The organism is Streptomyces sp. WM4235, from assembly GCF_001279725.1.
GTDB lineage: Bacteria > Actinomycetota > Actinomycetes > Streptomycetales > Streptomycetaceae > Streptomyces.
The window spans coordinates 87,641-102,959 of sequence record NZ_LGDE01000024.1; the positions used below are offsets into that span (position 1 = coordinate 87,641).

At 72.0% G+C, this 15,319-nt stretch carries 15 protein-coding genes; 8 read left to right on the forward strand and 7 right to left on the reverse strand.

Features of this window, described 5'->3' with window-relative positions; all coding sequences use genetic code 11:
• Positions 1 to 40 precede the first annotated feature (40 nt).
• Both ADK55_RS04195 and ADK55_RS04200 read left to right on the forward strand, forming a co-directional pair.
• Positions 41 to 256, forward strand: a complete 216-nt coding sequence (locus ADK55_RS04195; RefSeq protein WP_053676073.1) for a hypothetical protein — start codon at positions 41 to 43, stop codon at positions 254 to 256.
• Between the two features lie 111 nt (positions 257 to 367).
• The gene (locus tag ADK55_RS04200) at positions 368 to 1,825 is read left to right on the forward strand and encodes a hypothetical protein (RefSeq protein ID WP_053676074.1); all 1,458 of its coding nucleotides are present in this window, start codon (positions 368 to 370) and stop codon (positions 1,823 to 1,825) included.
• A gap of 108 nt (positions 1,826 to 1,933) precedes the next feature.
• Here the strand turns inward: ADK55_RS04200 and erpA are convergent, their stop codons facing one another.
• Positions 1,934 to 2,290 (reverse strand): iron-sulfur cluster insertion protein ErpA, encoded by a 357-nt coding sequence (gene erpA / locus ADK55_RS04205; RefSeq protein ID WP_053676136.1) that lies wholly within the window; start codon positions 2,288 to 2,290, stop codon positions 1,934 to 1,936.
• Positions 2,291 to 2,598: 308 nt separating this feature from the next.
• Between erpA and nadA the strand changes: the two genes are divergently transcribed.
• Positions 2,599 to 3,786, forward strand: coding sequence for a quinolinate synthase NadA (nadA, locus tag ADK55_RS04210; RefSeq protein WP_053676075.1), 1,188 nt, complete (start codon positions 2,599 to 2,601; stop codon positions 3,784 to 3,786).
• 163 nt (positions 3,787 to 3,949) lie between these two features.
• Here the strand turns inward: nadA and ADK55_RS04215 are convergent, their stop codons facing one another.
• The 3 genes from ADK55_RS04215 to ADK55_RS04225 all read right to left on the reverse strand — a co-directional run bounded on the left by ADK55_RS04215 (position 3,950) and on the right by ADK55_RS04225 (position 8,862).
• Complete coding sequence (locus tag ADK55_RS04215) at positions 3,950 to 7,063, reverse strand: efflux RND transporter permease subunit (RefSeq protein ID WP_053676076.1); 3,114 nt, start codon at positions 7,061 to 7,063, stop codon at positions 3,950 to 3,952.
• Between the two features lie 167 nt (positions 7,064 to 7,230).
• Positions 7,231 to 7,938 carry a response regulator gene (locus ADK55_RS04220; RefSeq protein WP_053676077.1) on the reverse strand — a complete coding sequence of 236 codons (708 nt, stop codon included), beginning with the start codon at positions 7,936 to 7,938 and terminating at the stop codon, positions 7,231 to 7,233.
• 102 nt (positions 7,939 to 8,040) lie between these two features.
• Complete coding sequence (locus tag ADK55_RS04225; protein WP_053676078.1) at positions 8,041 to 8,862, reverse strand: adenosylcobinamide-GDP ribazoletransferase; 822 nt, start codon at positions 8,860 to 8,862, stop codon at positions 8,041 to 8,043.
• Between the two features lie 70 nt (positions 8,863 to 8,932).
• On the opposite strand from ADK55_RS04225, the gene ADK55_RS04230 reads away from it, so the two are divergent.
• Positions 8,933 to 9,700 carry a hypothetical protein gene (locus ADK55_RS04230; protein ID WP_053676079.1) on the forward strand — a complete coding sequence of 256 codons (768 nt, stop codon included), beginning with the start codon at positions 8,933 to 8,935 and terminating at the stop codon, positions 9,698 to 9,700.
• A gap of 27 nt (positions 9,701 to 9,727) precedes the next feature.
• Here the strand turns inward: ADK55_RS04230 and pspAA are convergent, their stop codons facing one another.
• Both pspAA and ADK55_RS04240 read right to left on the reverse strand, forming a co-directional pair.
• Positions 9,728 to 10,006, reverse strand: coding sequence for a PspA-associated protein PspAA (gene pspAA, locus ADK55_RS04235; RefSeq protein WP_053676080.1), 279 nt, complete (start codon positions 10,004 to 10,006; stop codon positions 9,728 to 9,730).
• Between the two features lie 12 nt (positions 10,007 to 10,018).
• The gene (locus ADK55_RS04240) at positions 10,019 to 10,813 is read right to left on the reverse strand and encodes a PspA/IM30 family protein (protein ID WP_078998455.1); all 795 of its coding nucleotides are present in this window, start codon (positions 10,811 to 10,813) and stop codon (positions 10,019 to 10,021) included.
• 282 nt (positions 10,814 to 11,095) lie between these two features.
• On the opposite strand from ADK55_RS04240, the gene ADK55_RS04245 reads away from it, so the two are divergent.
• Together ADK55_RS04245 and ADK55_RS04250 are read left to right on the forward strand one after the other, a co-directional pair.
• Positions 11,096 to 11,695: a DUF3043 domain-containing protein gene (locus tag ADK55_RS04245; protein WP_078998457.1), complete on the forward strand. Its 600-nt coding sequence runs from the start codon at positions 11,096 to 11,098 to the stop codon at positions 11,693 to 11,695.
• A gap of 80 nt (positions 11,696 to 11,775) precedes the next feature.
• A complete protein-coding gene (locus ADK55_RS04250; RefSeq protein WP_107089097.1) occupies positions 11,776 to 12,519 on the forward strand; it encodes a class I SAM-dependent methyltransferase in 744 nt (247 codons plus the stop codon).
• 28 nt (positions 12,520 to 12,547) lie between these two features.
• Here the strand turns inward: ADK55_RS04250 and ADK55_RS04255 are convergent, their stop codons facing one another.
• A complete protein-coding gene (locus ADK55_RS04255; RefSeq protein ID WP_053676083.1) occupies positions 12,548 to 12,760 on the reverse strand; it encodes a hypothetical protein in 213 nt (70 codons plus the stop codon).
• Between the two features lie 128 nt (positions 12,761 to 12,888).
• Between ADK55_RS04255 and ADK55_RS04260 the strand changes: the two genes are divergently transcribed.
• Together ADK55_RS04260 and cobT are read left to right on the forward strand one after the other, a co-directional pair.
• Positions 12,889 to 14,118: a bifunctional adenosylcobinamide kinase/adenosylcobinamide-phosphate guanylyltransferase gene (locus tag ADK55_RS04260; protein WP_053676084.1), complete on the forward strand. Its 1,230-nt coding sequence runs from the start codon at positions 12,889 to 12,891 to the stop codon at positions 14,116 to 14,118.
• 116 nt (positions 14,119 to 14,234) lie between these two features.
• Positions 14,235 to 15,290, forward strand: coding sequence for a nicotinate-nucleotide--dimethylbenzimidazole phosphoribosyltransferase (gene cobT, locus ADK55_RS04265; protein WP_199826441.1), 1,056 nt, complete (start codon positions 14,235 to 14,237; stop codon positions 15,288 to 15,290).
• Positions 15,291 to 15,319: the final 29 nt, after the last annotated feature.

Sequence of the window (15,319 nt, forward strand, 5' to 3'; positions counted from 1 at the left end):
GGCCTTTCTTCGCCCGCCGGGCCGGGCCTACGGTGCCCTCATGACCTACAGCGATGGCTTCGGGTACGCCGACCACAACGCCGAGATCCGTCCCGGTTTCGCACGACTGCTGGGCGACTGCGCCCGGATGGCCCCGCACTGGGCGGTCCCGGTGGGCCCGCGTCCGGACCGGGTGGCACCGTCCCAGATCCACGGCATCAGCGTCCCGCCCTCCTCGGCCCGACTGATCGCGTCCACCGCGGAGTACGGCGACTAGGGGATCCCTTTCGGCTCGTCCGGCCCCGGCCGCTCCCCGGGGGGAACCGGTTCCGCCCCTGTCCCGTCACACCCGCATCACGTACGACGGGACGAGTGAAGGAGCGATTCGGTGACCAGCGAAGAACCCGACACAGCACGCGCCACACGACGGCGGCCGGCCTGGGCCATCGGCTCGATCGCGGCCGCCGTCCTGCTCGCGGGTGGCGGTACGGCCTACTGGGCGTCGACGGCCCACGGCGACGGATCCGGCGCCGGGCGGACGAACGAGCGCACGGCCGCGGCGGCCCGCGAGGGCGGGACCCCGTCGGGGCCGGGGATCGCCCCCGGCGAGCCGGACCCGTCCGGCGGCGGGGTGACGTACCGCGCGGACGTGAAGTTGCCCGAGGCCCCGGCGAAGGCGCCGACGTTCGCCGCGTCGGGCGAGGTGACCTCCGAGGAAGTGGCGCGGCTGGCGAGCGCGTTGGGAGTGACCGGCGCGCCCCGGCTGTCGGGCGGGCAGTGGCTGGCCGGCGAGGGCGCCGACGGTTCCGGGCCCCGGCTGACGGTCGCCCTCAAGGCTCCCGGCACCTGGACGTTCAACCGCTTCCAGCCGGGCGGCGACAACGGCGCGGGTGGGGACGACTGCAAGCGCGGTCAGGACACCTGCGGGCCGGCCACCCTCCCGAAGGACCCGCAGGAGCCGCAGGGCTCCGCCGACGCGAAGCCGGTCTCCGAGGAGGCCGCCAAGGCCGCCGCGACCCCGGTGCTGGCCGCCGCGGGTCAGGCCGGCGCGAAGCTGGACGCCCGCCTCGCGCAGGGCTCGGCCCGGGTGGTGACGGCGGACCCGGTGATCGGGGACCTGCCGACGCAGGGCTGGTCCAGCAAGGTGAGCGTGGGTCCGGACTCCCGGGTGGTGACGGCGAGCGGCGAGCTGAAGACGCCGGTCCGGGCCGCCGAGCAGTCGGTGGTCGGGGCCGTCGAGGCGCTGGCCCGGCTGAACGCCGGGAAGTCGGGGTCGAACGGCGCGGTTACGGGCCCGAGCGGCTGCGCTACCTCGGTGCCGCTGACTCCGGACACCCCGGTCGGGGCGACCGACACGCTGCCCTGCAACCCGGAGCCGCGCCCGATGAAGCCGCCGCGGACGGAGACCGTACGGGGCGCCGTGCTCGGGTTGGCGCCCGGGACCGTCGACGGTACGCGGGGCCTGGTCCCGGCCTGGCACTTCGAGGTGGCCGGCAAGGACGGCGCGGCGGGCCACACGGTGGTCCAGCCGGCCTCGGCCGAGGAGAGCACCGCTCCGGCGCCGGTCCCTCCGACGGGTGGACGCACCGTGCCCGGGTTCTCGTACGCCGAGGCCGACCGGAAGCTGACCGTGAACTTCTGGGGCGGGGTGTGCAGCGCGTACGCCGTGGAGGCGCGCGAGGAGGGCGGGTCGGTACTGGTGAAGATCACCGACACCCCGAACAAGCCGGGCCAGAACTGCATCATGATCGCGGAGGAGATGTCCCGGACGGTGACCCTCAAGGAGCCGCTCGGCGACCGGAAGGTGGTCGACGCGACCACGGGCAAGCCGCTCCCCCGCGGCTGAGCCGGAGGGATCCCGCCGCGGCGGGATCCCGACAGGCGAGCCCCGACATGCGAGAGGGCCCGCGCACCAGTCGTACTCGACCGGTGCGCGGGCCCTCGTCGTACAGGCTTAGCTGAACGAGTCGCCGCAGGCGCAGGAGCCGGTGGCGTTCGGGTTGTCGATGGTGAAGCCCTGCTTCTCGATGGTGTCGACGAAGTCGATGGAGGCCCCGTGGAGGTAGGGCGAGCTCATCCGGTCCGTGACGACCTTGACGCCGTCGAAGTCCTTGACGACGTCGCCGTCGAGGGAGCGCTCGTCGAAGAAGAGCTGGTAGCGCAGGCCCGAGCAGCCACCGGGCTGGACGGCCACGCGCAGCGCCAGGTCCTCACGGCCTTCCTGCTCCAGCAGGGTCTTGACCTTCACGGCGGCGGCGTCGGACAGGAGGATGCCGTCGCTCACAGTGGTCTTGTCGTCCTGTACGGACATCTGCATTCACTCCCGAAGTGGGCGGCTCCCCGCCGGAGGCTGGGGAAACGTCGGACTCTTGCCGTCGGTGGCAACCAGCGCGATGGCGGATTCATTCCGGGTCCCGCACCTTGTCTCGATATTCATGCTCGCACACCGGCACGGGGGGACGAACCTGACGGACGGGAGAGTTGCGGGGCGGGGCGAATTCGTCACATCGACGCTATCGGGCATCGTCAAACTGACGTGAAGCGGTTATGATAGATAACGTCAAATAGACGAGAAGTCGAAGCGCTTCCTCGGAAGTACCTAGTCGCAGAACAGAAAGGGTGCGTGTCGTGACCACCGCCCAGCCTTTGGACGTCCAGCCGACGCCCCTTGCCCTGCTGCTGCTCGGCCGCGAAGCCGACCCCAAGAGCGAGCGCGGGGTGGAGTGCCCCGGCGACCTGCCCTCGCCGTCGGACCCGAACCTGGTGGCCCGCGCCCGCGCGGCCAAGGAGAAGCTCGGGGACAAGGTCTTCATCCTCGGCCACCACTACCAGCGCGACGAGGTCATCGAGTTCGCGGACGTGACCGGCGACTCGTTCAAGCTGGCGAAGGACGCGGCCGCCAAGCCGGAGGCCGAGTACATCGTCTTCTGCGGCGTCCACTTCATGGCCGAGTCCGCGGACATCCTCACCTCCGACGACCAGAAGGTCGTCCTTCCCGACCTCGCGGCCGGCTGCTCGATGGCCGACATGGCCACCGCCGAGCAGGTCGCGGAGTGCTGGGACGTGCTGACCGAGGCCGGGATCGCGGGCGACACCGTGCCGGTCTCCTACATGAACTCCTCGGCCGACATCAAGGCCTTCACCGGCAAGCACGGCGGCACGATCTGCACGTCGTCCAACGCCAAGAAGGCCCTGGACTGGGCCTTCGAGCAAGGCGAGAAGGTGCTCTTCCTGCCCGACCAGCACCTCGGGCGCAACACCGCGGTCCGCGACATGGGCATGTCGTTGGACGACTGCGTGCTCTACAACCCGCACAAGCCCAACGGCGGCCTGACCGTCGAGCAGCTGCGCGACGCCAAGATGATCCTGTGGCGCGGGCACTGCTCGGTGCACGGCCGGTTCTCGGTGGACTCCGTCAACGACGTCCGTGCCCGCATACCCGGCGTGAACGTCCTGGTCCACCCCGAGTGCAGGCACGAGGTGGTGGCGGCCGCGGACTACGTCGGTTCCACCGAGTACATCATCAAGGCGCTGGAGGCGGCCCCGGCCGGCTCCAAGTGGGCCATCGGCACCGAACTGAACCTGGTCCGCCGTCTGGCGAACCGTTTCGCCGCCGAGGACAAGGAGGTCGTCTTCCTCGACAAGACGGTCTGCTTCTGCTCGACGATGAACCGCATCGACCTGCCGCACCTGGTCTGGACCCTGGAATCCCTCGCCGAGGGCAACCTGGTCAACCGGATCGAGGTCGACAAGGAGACCGAGAGCTTCGCGAAGCTCGCCCTGGAGCGCATGCTCGCGCTTCCGTAGCGGTCCGCTCGAACGCGGGTCGTTTCGTACGCGTCGTTTCGTACACGTCGTTCGAGCACCAGGAAGGGGCGCCCGGCTTGCCGCCGGGCGCCCCTTCGCCGTTCCCGGGGCGGCCGCGGTCCCCGTACGCGTACGGGGACCGGGGCCCTGGGACGCGGTGGCGTCAGACCTTGACCGGGGCGTCGTCCTCGGTCGGGGCGGGGCTCGGGACCACCGAAAGGCGGGCCCGCTTCTTCGCCCGGCGGCGCTCCTTGAACAGCTCGACCATCGTGTAGAGGGTCGGCACGAGCAGCAGGGTCAGCAACGTCGAGCTGACCAGGCCGCCGATCACCACGACCGCGAGCGGCTGCGAGATGAAGCCGCCCTCGCCGGTGACGCCGAGCGCCATCGGGAGCAGCGCGAAGATCGTCGCGAGGGCGGTCATCAGGATCGGGCGGAGCCGGTGGCGGCCGCCCTCGATGACGGCCTCGACGACGCCGAGGCCCTGGGCGCGGTACTGGTTGACCAGGTCGATCAGGACGATCGCGTTGGTCACCACGATGCCGATGAGCATCAGCATGCCGATCATCGCCGGGACGCCCATGGGGGTGCCGGTGACGATGAGCAGGCCGAGCGCGCCGGTCGCCGCGAACGGCACGGACACCAGCAGGATCAGCGGCTGGACCAGCGAGCGGAAGGTCGCGACCAGCAGCATGAAGACGATCGCGATGGCGGCGAGCATGGCCAGGGCCAGGGAGGCGAAGGCGTCGTCCTGGTCCTCGGAGACGCCGCCGATCGAGGCCGTGGCGCCCGCGGGCAGGTCCAGCGCCTTGATCCTGCTCTGGAGCTCCGTGCTGACGGCGCCGGTGTTGTCGCCGACCGGCTTGGCCGTGATGGTGGCGGCGCGGGCGCCGTCGATCCGGGTCATCGCGACCGGGCCGGGGACCACCTTGACCTCGGCGATGTCACCGAGCTTGACCGGGCCGACGGGAAGGGCCTGGAGCTGGGCCAGGGTGGTGGCCGGCTGCGCCGACCGCACGAGGATGTCCCGCTCGGTGTCGTCCAGGACGGCCTTGCCCGCCGGGGTGCCCCGGACGGACTGCGCGACGATCGCGCCCAGCGCGGCCTGGTCCAGGCCCGCCTCGGCGGCCTTGGGGCCGGCGACCACCGAGATCCGGGGCACCGACTGCGAGAGGTCGCTCTGCACGTCGGTGACGTCCTTGAGCTTCGCCACCTCGGCCTGGACCTGCGCGGCGGCCTTGGCCAGCACGTCGGCGTCGCCGGCCTTGACGACCACGCTCAGGTTGGAGCTCCCGAAGCCGCCCGCGATGATGCGGGTGTCGCCGACGCCGTCGAGCGCGGCGAGCTCGGTCTCGATGCTCTTCTTGACGGACTCCGCCTTGCCGGAGTCCTCCAGCGTGACCTGGTACGAGGCCTGGTTGGAGCCCGTGCCGCCGCCGAAGGCCGCCATGAAGCCGGAGGAGCCGACGGTGACCTGGTAGTCCTTGACGCCGTCGACCGAGGCGAGGACCTGCTCGACCTTGCGGCTCGACGCGTCCGCGGCGGCCAGCGAGGTGCCGGGGGCCAGCTCCTGCTTGACCGTCAGGGTGTCCTGCTCGCCCTGGTCGAAGAAGTTGGTCTTCAGCAGCGGGGACATGGCGAAGGTGGCGACGAGGACCACGACGGCGATGGCCACGCTCGTCAGCCTGCGGCGGGTCGCGAAGCCCAGGACGCGCACGTAGAGGCGCTGGAGCCGGCTGCGGGCCTCCTTCTCCTCGGCGTCGCGGCGGGCCTTGTCCGGGTCCTGCGAGGTGCCCTTGGGGGCGCGCAGGAACCAGTACGACAGGACCGGGACCACCGTCAGCGAGACGAGCAGCGAGGCCAGCAGGGCCGCGGTGACGGTGAGTGAGAAGGAACCGAAGAGTTCGCCGATCATTCCGCCGACGAGGCCGATCGGCAGGAAGACGGCGACGGTGGTCAGCGTGGACGAGGTGACCGCGCCGGCCACCTCCTTGACGGCGGTGATGATCGCTGCCTCGCGCTCCTCGCCGTAGCCGAGGTGCCGCTTGATGTTCTCCAGGACCACGATCGAGTCGTCGACGACGCGGCCGATGGCGATGGTGAGGGCGCCCAGGGTCAGCATGTTGAGCGACAGGTCGCGGGTCCACAGCACGATCAGCGCGAGGACCACGGACAGCGGAATGGAGACCGCGGTGACCAGGGTCGAGCGCAGGGAGCCGAGGAAGACCAGGATCACGATCACCGCGAAGAGCAGGCCGAGCAGGCCCTCGGTGGTGAGGCTGGAGATGGACTTGGCGACGGCCGGGCCTTGGTCGGTGACCACGGCGAGGGCGGCACCGGAGCCGAGGGTGGAACGCAGCTCGGGCAGTTTGTCCTTGACGGCGTCGGAGATCGCGACGGCGCTGCCGTCCTTGTCCATGGTCAGGACGAGGGCGAGGCTGGGCTTGCCGTTGGTACGGGTGATGGAGACGGCCTGGGCGGGTTCCTGCTTCACCGCGGCCACGTCGCCGAGACGGGCGGCCGGCTTGCCGGGGCCGGGGCTCAGTCGCAGGTCCTCCAACTGGGCGAGGGAGGTGTAGCCGGCGCCCACGCGGACGGTGCGGTTCTTGCCCTCCTCGTCGAAGGAGCCGGCCGGCATCGTGGCGCCGCCGGCCTGGAGGCCCTTGTTCAGCGCGGCCGCGTCGAGGCCGGCGGCCGCGAGCTTCGCGTTGTCGGGGGTGACGGTGACCTGGAGGTCCCGTACCCCGTCCACGGTGACCTGGCCGACGCCCTCGATGTCCGAGAGGACGGGGACCACCGAGGCCTCCAGCTGGTCCGCGAGGGCCTGCTGGTCCTTGTCCGAGGTGACGGCGAGGATGACGGTCGGGATGTCGTCGGTGGAACCGGCCACCACCTGCGGGTCCACCTCGGCGGGCAGCCGGACGCGGGCCCGGTTGACGGCCTGCTGGACGTCGGCGACGAGCTGCTTGGTGCCGCTGTCGCCGTAGTCGAAGGTCGCCATGACGAGGGCGTTGCCCTCACTGGCGGTGGAGGTGATGCCGGTGATGCCGTCGACGCCCTTGAGGGTGCTTTCGATCGGCTCGATGACCTGCTTCTCCACCACGTCGGGCGAGGCGCCCTGGTAGGGCGCGAGCACGGACACCATCGGCAGTTCGATGGACGGCAGCAGTTGCTGCTTGAGCTGCGGGACGGCTATGGCGCCGAAGAGGAGCGCGATGATCGACACGAGGCCGATCAGTGCTCTCTGGGCCAGGCTGAAGCGGGACAGCCACGACATGGTGGATGATCTCTCATTCGGTGACGGCGGCGAGGTGACACCGTCAGGGACAAGCGAGGGCCCCTCAGCCTTTCGCACCCGGGGGCGCCGCTTCGTCGCCCCCAGGTGCCGTACTTACGCGCGGCATACCGCGCCCGCAGTACGCCGCACTACTGCGCCGCCCCGAACTACCGCGCGCCGTCGGCGCGGGGCCGCACCAGGCCCGATTCGTACGCGACGACCACCAGTTGGGCCCGGTCGCGGGCGCCCAGCTTGGCCATGGCCCGGTTGACGTGGGTCTTGACGGTGAGCGGGCTGACCTCCAGGCGGCCGGCGATGCCGTCGTTGGACAGGCCCGCCGCGACGAGTACGAGGACCTCGCGCTCGCGCACGGTCAGCGTGGCGAGGCGGGCGGCGTGCGCGGAGCCGTCGGCGGGGACGTCCGGGTGGCCGCCCTGCGCGAGGAAGGTGGCGATGAGCCCCTTGGTGGCGGCCGGGGAGAGCAGGGCCTCGCCGGCGGCGGCGACCCGGATCGCGTTGAGCAGCTCGTCCGGTTCGGCGCCCTTGCCGAGGAAGCCGGAGGCACCGGCGCGCAGGGCCTGGACCACGTACTCGTCCACCTCGAAGGTGGTCAACATGACGACGCGCACGTCGCGCAGTTCCGGGTCGGCGCTGATCATGCGGGTGGCGGCCAGCCCGTCGGTGCCCGGCATCCGGATGTCCATCAGGACCACGTCGGCCCGTCGTTCGCCGGCGAGGGCGTAGGCCTGGGCCCCGTCGGAGGCCTCGCCGACGACCTCCATGTCTGCCTCGGAGTCGACGAGCACCTTGAACGCGCTGCGCAGCAGCGCCTGATCGTCGGCGAGCAGCACCCTGATGGGCCCGCCGCCCGGCATCCCTGTCACCGTGTCGTCCACCCCCCGAGGGTACGTCCCCAAGATCCCGGCCCGGTGGCGGGGCGGCGCCGCGTGCGTCCCCCGCACGGTGCTCCGCGGGGGTCAGCCCAGGGCCAGGACCACGAGGACCACGGTGGCCGAGACCTCGGACAGGGCGCCGAAGACGTCACCGGTGACCCCGTCGAAGCGGCTCACGCAGCGGCGCAGGAGCAGTTCGGCGACGGGCAGGGCGACGAGTACCGCCGCCGCGTGCTGAACCGCGGCGGGCAGCCCCAGCGGGAGGGCCGCGGCCGTGCAGGCCGTCACGGTGAGGGCGGTGACGAGGACGGCCGAGCGGATGGGGACCACGCTCGCGACCGCCGCGCCCAGGCCTCCGGGTCGGGCGGCCGGTACGCCGTCGCGGGCGGCCAGGGTCATGGCGAGTCGCGCGGTGACGGCGGCGAGGACGGTGGCGAGGGCGCCCCGTACCCAACTGTCGGCGTACACGTTCGCCAGCGCCGCCACCTGCACCAGGAAGACCACCAGCAGGGCGATCACCCCGAAGGGACCGATGTCGGACTGCTTCATGATCCGCAGCGCCTCTTCGGCGGGCTTGGCGCTCCCCAGCCCGTCGACCGTGTCGGCGAGTCCGTCGAGGTGCAGCCCCCGGGTCAGCGCGGCCGGCACGGCGACGGTGACGGCGGCGGCCAGCAGCGGCCCACCGCCGAGGACCAGCAGAAGCACTCCGGGGACGGCCGCGAGCAGACCCACGGCGAGTCCGGCGAGCGGCGCGCAGGCCATCCCGGTACGGGCGGCCGGCCGGTCCCACCGGGTGATGCGGGCGGGCAGCACGGTGAGGGTGCCGAACGCGAAGCGGACCCCGTCGACGAGCGGGGCGCGCTCGGGCGGCGGCGACTGCGGCGGATCTTCGAACGAATCTTTCATCGGCGCGAACGCTACCCCGCCACCGCCGGGGTTGAATTGCGCATTACCCGCCACGGTGGAAGGTGGTGTCATGGGTCACTGGTGGTACCGCAACATCCTGGAGCCGGGCAAGCTCCCGCTGCTGCTCGCCCTGCTGTCGTTCGTCCTGTCGTTCCTGATCACCCGGGTGATCACCCGCCTGATCCGGGCGGGGCGGGGGCCGTTCAAGAACGTCACGCCGGGCGGCATGCACATCCATCACGTCGTACCGGGCGTGATCCTGGTGATCATCGGTGGTTTCGGTGCGATCAGCAGCGGTCGGGAGGGCTTCGGATCGCTGCTCTCCGCCGTGCTCTTCGGGATCGGCGCCGGGCTGGTGCTGGACGAGTTCGCGCTGATCCTGCACCTGGACGACGTGTACTGGAGCGAGGACGGCCGCAAGAGCGTGGAGATCGTGGTCCTGACCGCCGCGCTGGTGGCGCTGATGCTCGGCGGGTTCCTGCCGTTCGGGGTCAACGACCTCACCCCCGAGGAACGGCAGAGCCGCGGAGTGGTCATGATGAACATGGCCGGCAACTTCTGCCTGGCGTTGGTCGCGCTGTGGAAGGGCAAGGCGCGCACGGCGATCTTCGGCACGGTCGTGCCGTTCGTCGCGCTGATCGGCGCGGTCCGCCTCGCCCGGCCCGGTTCCCCCTATGCGAAGCGCTTCTACGCGAACCGTCCGAAGGCGCGCGCCAAGGCGGGGCTGCGCGCCTTCCATCACGACCGGCGCTGGGCCTCGCCGCGCCGCAGGTTCGAGAACTTCATCGGCGGAACGCCGGACCCGGAGCGGGTCTCGCTGGAGAAGGGCCCGGACTGACGGGCGGACCGCCGGTGCCCCCGGGGATCAGCCCGGGATCAGGCCGTCGTCGCTGAGCATCTCCCTGACCTCGTCCAGGCTCGCGCCGGGCGCCGGGAGGATCAGCTCGGACGGCTCCAGGGCCTCGTCCGGCAGGGGCTCGCCGAGTCTGCGGACCGCGTCGAGGAGCGCGGCCAGCGTGCGCCGGAACCCCTCGCCGTCACCGGACTCCATCTCGGCGAGCAGTTCGTCGTCGAGCTTGTTCAGCTCGACGAAGTGGCTGTCGGCCAGTTCCCACTGGCCCTCCCCCATGATGCGAACAATCATGACGGGCCCGTCCTACTGCTTGTCGAACCGGTGCGGGGTCTGGGTGGGCTGGGTGGCGCCCGGGGCGCCGCCCTCGATGGCCTGCTGCCGGTCGGCCGGGCCGCCCGCCAGTTCGGCCTTCATCCGCTGGAGCTCCAGCTCCACGTCCGAGCCGCCGGAGAGGCGGTCCAGCTCGGCCTGGATGTCGTCCTTGGAGCCGAGGCCACTGCGGTCGTCCAGGGCGCCGGAGGCCAGCAGCTCGTCGATCGCGCCGGCGCGGGCCTGGAGCTGGGCCGTCTTGTCCTCGGCCCGCTGGATGGCGAGGCCGACGTCGCTCATCTCCTCCGAGATGCCGGAGAAGGACTCCGCGATCCGGGTCTGCGCCTGGGCCGCGGTGTAGGTGGCCTTGATGGTCTCCTTCTTCGTGCGGAAGGCGTCCACCTTGGCCTGGAGGCGCTGGGCGGCGAGGGTCAGCTTCTCCTCCTCGCCCTGGAGGGTCTGGTGCTGCACCTCCAGGTCGCTGACCTGCTGCTGGAGCGACGCGCGCCGGGACAGGGCCTCGCGGGCCAGGTCCTCGCGGCCGAGGGCCAGCGCCTTGCGGCCCTGGTCCTCCAGCTTGGTGGACTGGCCCTGGAGCTGGTTCAGCTGCAGTTCCAGGCGCTTGCGGGAGGTCGCGACGTCGGCGACACCGCGGCGTACCTTCTGCAGCAGTTCCAGCTGCTTCTGGTACGAGTAGTCGAGGGTTTCGCGCGGGTCCTCGGCCCGGTCAAGGGCCTTGTTCGCCTTCGCGCGGAAGATCATCCCCATACGCTTCATGACACCGCTCATGGGCTTCGCGCGCCCCCTTCTAGACGGACCTCGCTCAAGGTCACCAACAGAACCCACAGTACGGGCCCTGTCTCCATTACCGCACTGTTCGAGAACGAATGCGCTCCTCCTCCAGGACGACTACGCCGCCGCCGTGTCAGGCGTAAGGAGTAGGTGGTCCCAGGAGATCCCCGGAGGGGCCCGCCCGTCACAAGAACCCTGCACAAGTGAAGACGCCCGCCGTTGCCGGATCGTTCCCCACCGAGGTGGGGAGCGTGCCCTTGACCACGTAGGCTTGGTTTCGTGTTTGGTAGCCGTTCCTCCAAGGAAGAAAAGGCCCCCGCCACCGACAAGGTGAGCGCCGACCTTTCGCAGCCCCGTGACCCCCAGGCCCCGAAGGGCCGCCCGACGCCGAAGCGTGCTGTGGCCCAGTCGCAGCGCAAGGCAGTGGTGGCCTCGACCGGCAATCGGAAGGAGGACGCCAAGCGGGCCCGTGAGCGCCGTCGCGTGGAGATGGCGAAGCAGCGCGAGGCCCTCGCCAACGGCGACGAGCGCTACCTGCCCGCCCGCGACAAGGGCCCCGTCCGCCGCTTCGTCCGCGACTTCGTGGACTCTCGCTTCTCGGTCGCCGAGATGTTCCTGCCGCTGGCGGTGATCATCCTCGTGCTGAGCATGGTGCGGGTCGAGCGGCTCCAGAGCATCGCGCTGGTGCTGTGGATGGGTGTGATCGCGCTGATCCTCCTCGACTCCATCGGCATGTTCATCCGTCTGCGCAAGGCCGTCAACGAGCGGTTCCCGGACGAGCCCAAGCGTGGCGCCGTCGCGTACGGCCTGATGCGCACGCTTCAGATGCGCCGGCTGCGCCTGCCGAAGCCGCAGGTCAAGCGCGGGGAACGGCCCTGAGCACAGCGACGCCCGCATCCGGGGCGTCGGGGGGCGACGTGGCCGACTTCTCCGGGGGATCCCGACTGTGGCTGGAGGGCCTGGGCGGACTGCGCAACGCGGTCCGGCAGGAACTCGTGGGCCGCCAGGTCGACGAACAGATCGCGCACCGCTTCCCGGTCGGGCAGCGGCTGCGCGTCCTCGACGTGGGCATGGGCCAGGGCACCCAGGCCCTGCGCCTGGCGCGCGCAGGGCACAAGGTGACCGGCCTGGAGCAGGACCCCGACATGCTGGCGGTCGCCCGTGAGGCGCTGGCCGGCGAGCCGGCGGGCATTCGCGACCGGGTCCGGCTGATGGAGGGCGACGGCCGGGAGACCGGCGCGCACTTCGTGCCGGGCAGCTTCGACGTGGTGCTGTGCCACGGCGTCCTGATGTACGTACCGGAGCCGGACGCCATGCTGGCGGGGCTGGCCCGGATGCTCGCTCCGGGCGGGCTGCTGTCCCTGCTGGTCCGCAACGGCGACGCGCTCGCCATGCGACCGGGGCTCGGTGGCGATTGGAACGCCGCTCTGCGGGCGTTCGACACCGTCGACTACACGAACCGGTTGGGCCTGGACGTACGCGCCGACCGACTGGCGGGTCTGACGGCCACGCTCTCGGGGATCGGGGCTCCGCTCCAGGCCTGGTACGGGGTGCGGGTCTTCACCGACGGCACCGAGGCCGGGAACCACCTGCCGAACGAGGCGGAGATGGAACGGTTGCTCGCCGCCGAGGACCGGGCCGGACGCACCGACCCGTACCGCGCGGTGGCGGCGCTGTTGCACCTGTGCGGTGTGCGGGGCTGAGCCCGCACACCGCGGCGGCGGGCGCCGGTCAGGCGTCCAGGGCCTCGCGCAGGCTCATCGTGTACAGCTCGGTGCCCGTGTCGTCGGACAGCTTCACCTTCTCGGTGCCGCCCTCCAGCAGGTCCTTCCAGTACTCACCGATCCAGGACTCCGCGTCCCCCTGCGTGGTGAACTCCTCCGGCACCACCGACGGGGTCGTCTCGCTGCCCTCGGCCGTCTCGAACCGCCACGTCCACGCCATGTCCGCCTCCGTTGCTCGTCCGCTGTTCGCGCGTCGATCGTCCTTCGCGCACCCGCGTTGTTCGCCTTGAGTCTGCCCGCAGAGTAGCCGGGCGAGCACCACTCCCGCGGACGCGGGAGGATCATCGGGTGGAACTCACTCTGCTCGGTACCGGTACCCCCGAAGGACTGCCCCGACCCGGCTGTCCCTGCGCCGCCTGCGCGGTCTCCGTCGGCCCCCTCTCCAGGGCGGCGACGGCCGTGCTCGTGGACGGCGCGCTGCTGCTCGACCTGACCCCCGGGGCGGTGTTGGCCGGGGCCCGCGCGGGGCATTCGCTGGCCGGTGTGCGGCAGGTGCTGCTCACCCACCCGCACGACGGGCCCCCCGTCGAGCTGCCGCCGGGTCTGCCGGCGGCGGGGCGGGTGCCGGACGGGCAGGAACTGTCGGTGATCAGTGGTCACCGGGTGCGGGCGGTGCCGATGGACACGCCCGGCACCGGCTACGAGGTGACCGGGCCGGACGGCAGCCGGCTGCTGTACCTCCCGCCGGGCGGGGCGCCGGCCGGTCTGGGGTCCGGGCGCCCGGAGTCGGGGGGCTCGGCCGGGCAGCGTCCCTACGACGTGGTCCTCGCGGACGTGCTCGGCCGGCCGGAGGCGGTGGCGCGGCTGCGGGCGAGCGGCGCGCTGGGGCCGGCGACGGACCTGATCGCCGTGCACCTGGACCACGACACCCCGCCCGGGCGGGAGGCGGAGCGGCGGTGTGCGGCGGCCGGGGCGCGGCTGGTGCCGGACGGCACGACGGTGGCGGTCGGCGAGTACCACGCGGCGCCGGAACTGCCGCGGCGCACGCTGGTCCTGGGCGGCGCCCGGTCCGGCAAGTCGTACGAGGCGGAACGCCGGTTGGCGGGCTTCCCCGAGGTGGTCTACGTGGCCACGGGCGGTTCCCGCGACGGGGACGCGGAGTGGGCGCAGCGGGTGGGTCTGCACCGGGAGCGGCGGCCGTCGAGCTGGCGGACGGTGGAAACCTGCGCGCTGGTCCCGCTGTTGGAGAACGACGGCGGCCCGCCGCTGTTGATCGACTGCCTGGCGCTGTGGCTGACCGACGCGATGGACCGGGCCGGGGCCTGGGACGACGAGGCGTGGGCGGGCGGCGGGCAGCGGAAACTGCGCGAGTCGACCGAGGAGTTGGTGGCGGCGGTCCGCGCGACCCGTCGTCCGGTGGTGCTCGTCAGCAACGAGGTCGGCTCGGGAGTGGTCCCCGCGACGTCCTCCGGGCGACGTTTCCGTGACGAGTTGGGGCGGCTCAACAACGCGGTGGCGGCGCAGTGCGAGCACGTCCTGCTGGTCGTGGCCGGACAGGCGGTGGTACTGAAGGACTGACGTCGCCGGCGCCGGGTCGCCGCGGCGTCGAAATCGCGCCCGGCGCACCGACGGCGAGGCTCCGGGAGGGGCTTGGGGAGGGCCTCACCGGCTGTACGCTCTGGCAGATGACCACGCTGAATCTCGACGACTTCTCCGATCTGATCGAACGCCCCGACGGGGGCGTCCGGCGTGACGCCGAGGATCGCCGTGAGCGGCTGGCGGTGCCGCCCGGCGCGCTGGGCCGGCTCGACGAGCTCGGCGAGTGGCTCGCCGCCGCGCAGGGGCGGGTTCCGGTCGGGCAGATCGAACGGCCCCGCGTCGTGCTGTTCGCGGCCGACCACGGGATCGCCGCCGAGGGGGTCTCCGCGCGGACCGCGGGCACCGCGCACGAGCTGGTGCGGGGCGTGCTCGACGGGACCAGCCCGGTGGCCGTCCTGGCGGCCCGGTTCGGCGCGGGCGTACGGATCGTCGACACCGGCCTGGACTGCGATCCGGGGCTGCTCCCCGAGGAGATCGTGCGGCACCGGGTGCGGCGCGGCAGCGGGCGGATCGACGTCGAGGACGCGTTGACGGTCGAGGAGGCCGAGGCCGCGCTGCGGCTCGGGATGCGGGTCGCCGACGAGGAGGCCGACTCGGGAACCGATCTCGTCGTGCTCGGGGACCTCAGTGTCGGTGGCACCACGGTGGCCGCGACGCTGGTCGCCGCACTGTGCGGGACGGACGCCTCGGTCGTCACCGGTCGCGGGGGCGCCCCGATCGACGACCTGGCCTGGATGCGCAAGTGCGCGGCCATCCGCGACGCCCTGCGCCGGGCCCGTCCGGTCCTGGGCGACCAGGTGGCCCTGCTGGCGAAGGTCGGCGGCACGGACGTCGCCGCGATCACCGGCTTCCTGCTCCAGTGCGCGGTGCGCCGTACACCGGTCATCCTCGACGGGCTGGTCTCGGCGGCCTGCGGGTTGGTGGCCCAGAGGGCCGCGTTCCGGGCCCCGGACTGGTGGTTGGCCGGCCAGGCGAGCGGCGAACCCGGCCAGGCGAAGGCCTTGGACAGGATGGCGCTCAACCCCGTGCTCGACCACGGCGTCACTGTGGGCGAGGGAACAGGGGCCTTGCTGGCCCTCCCCCTCGTCCAGGCGGCCGCCGCACTCGCTGCGGAGCTGCCGGAACGAGCGGTGGAGGAGCCGACGGACTGAATTCACCGGGCGCCACGGGCCTGACCAGT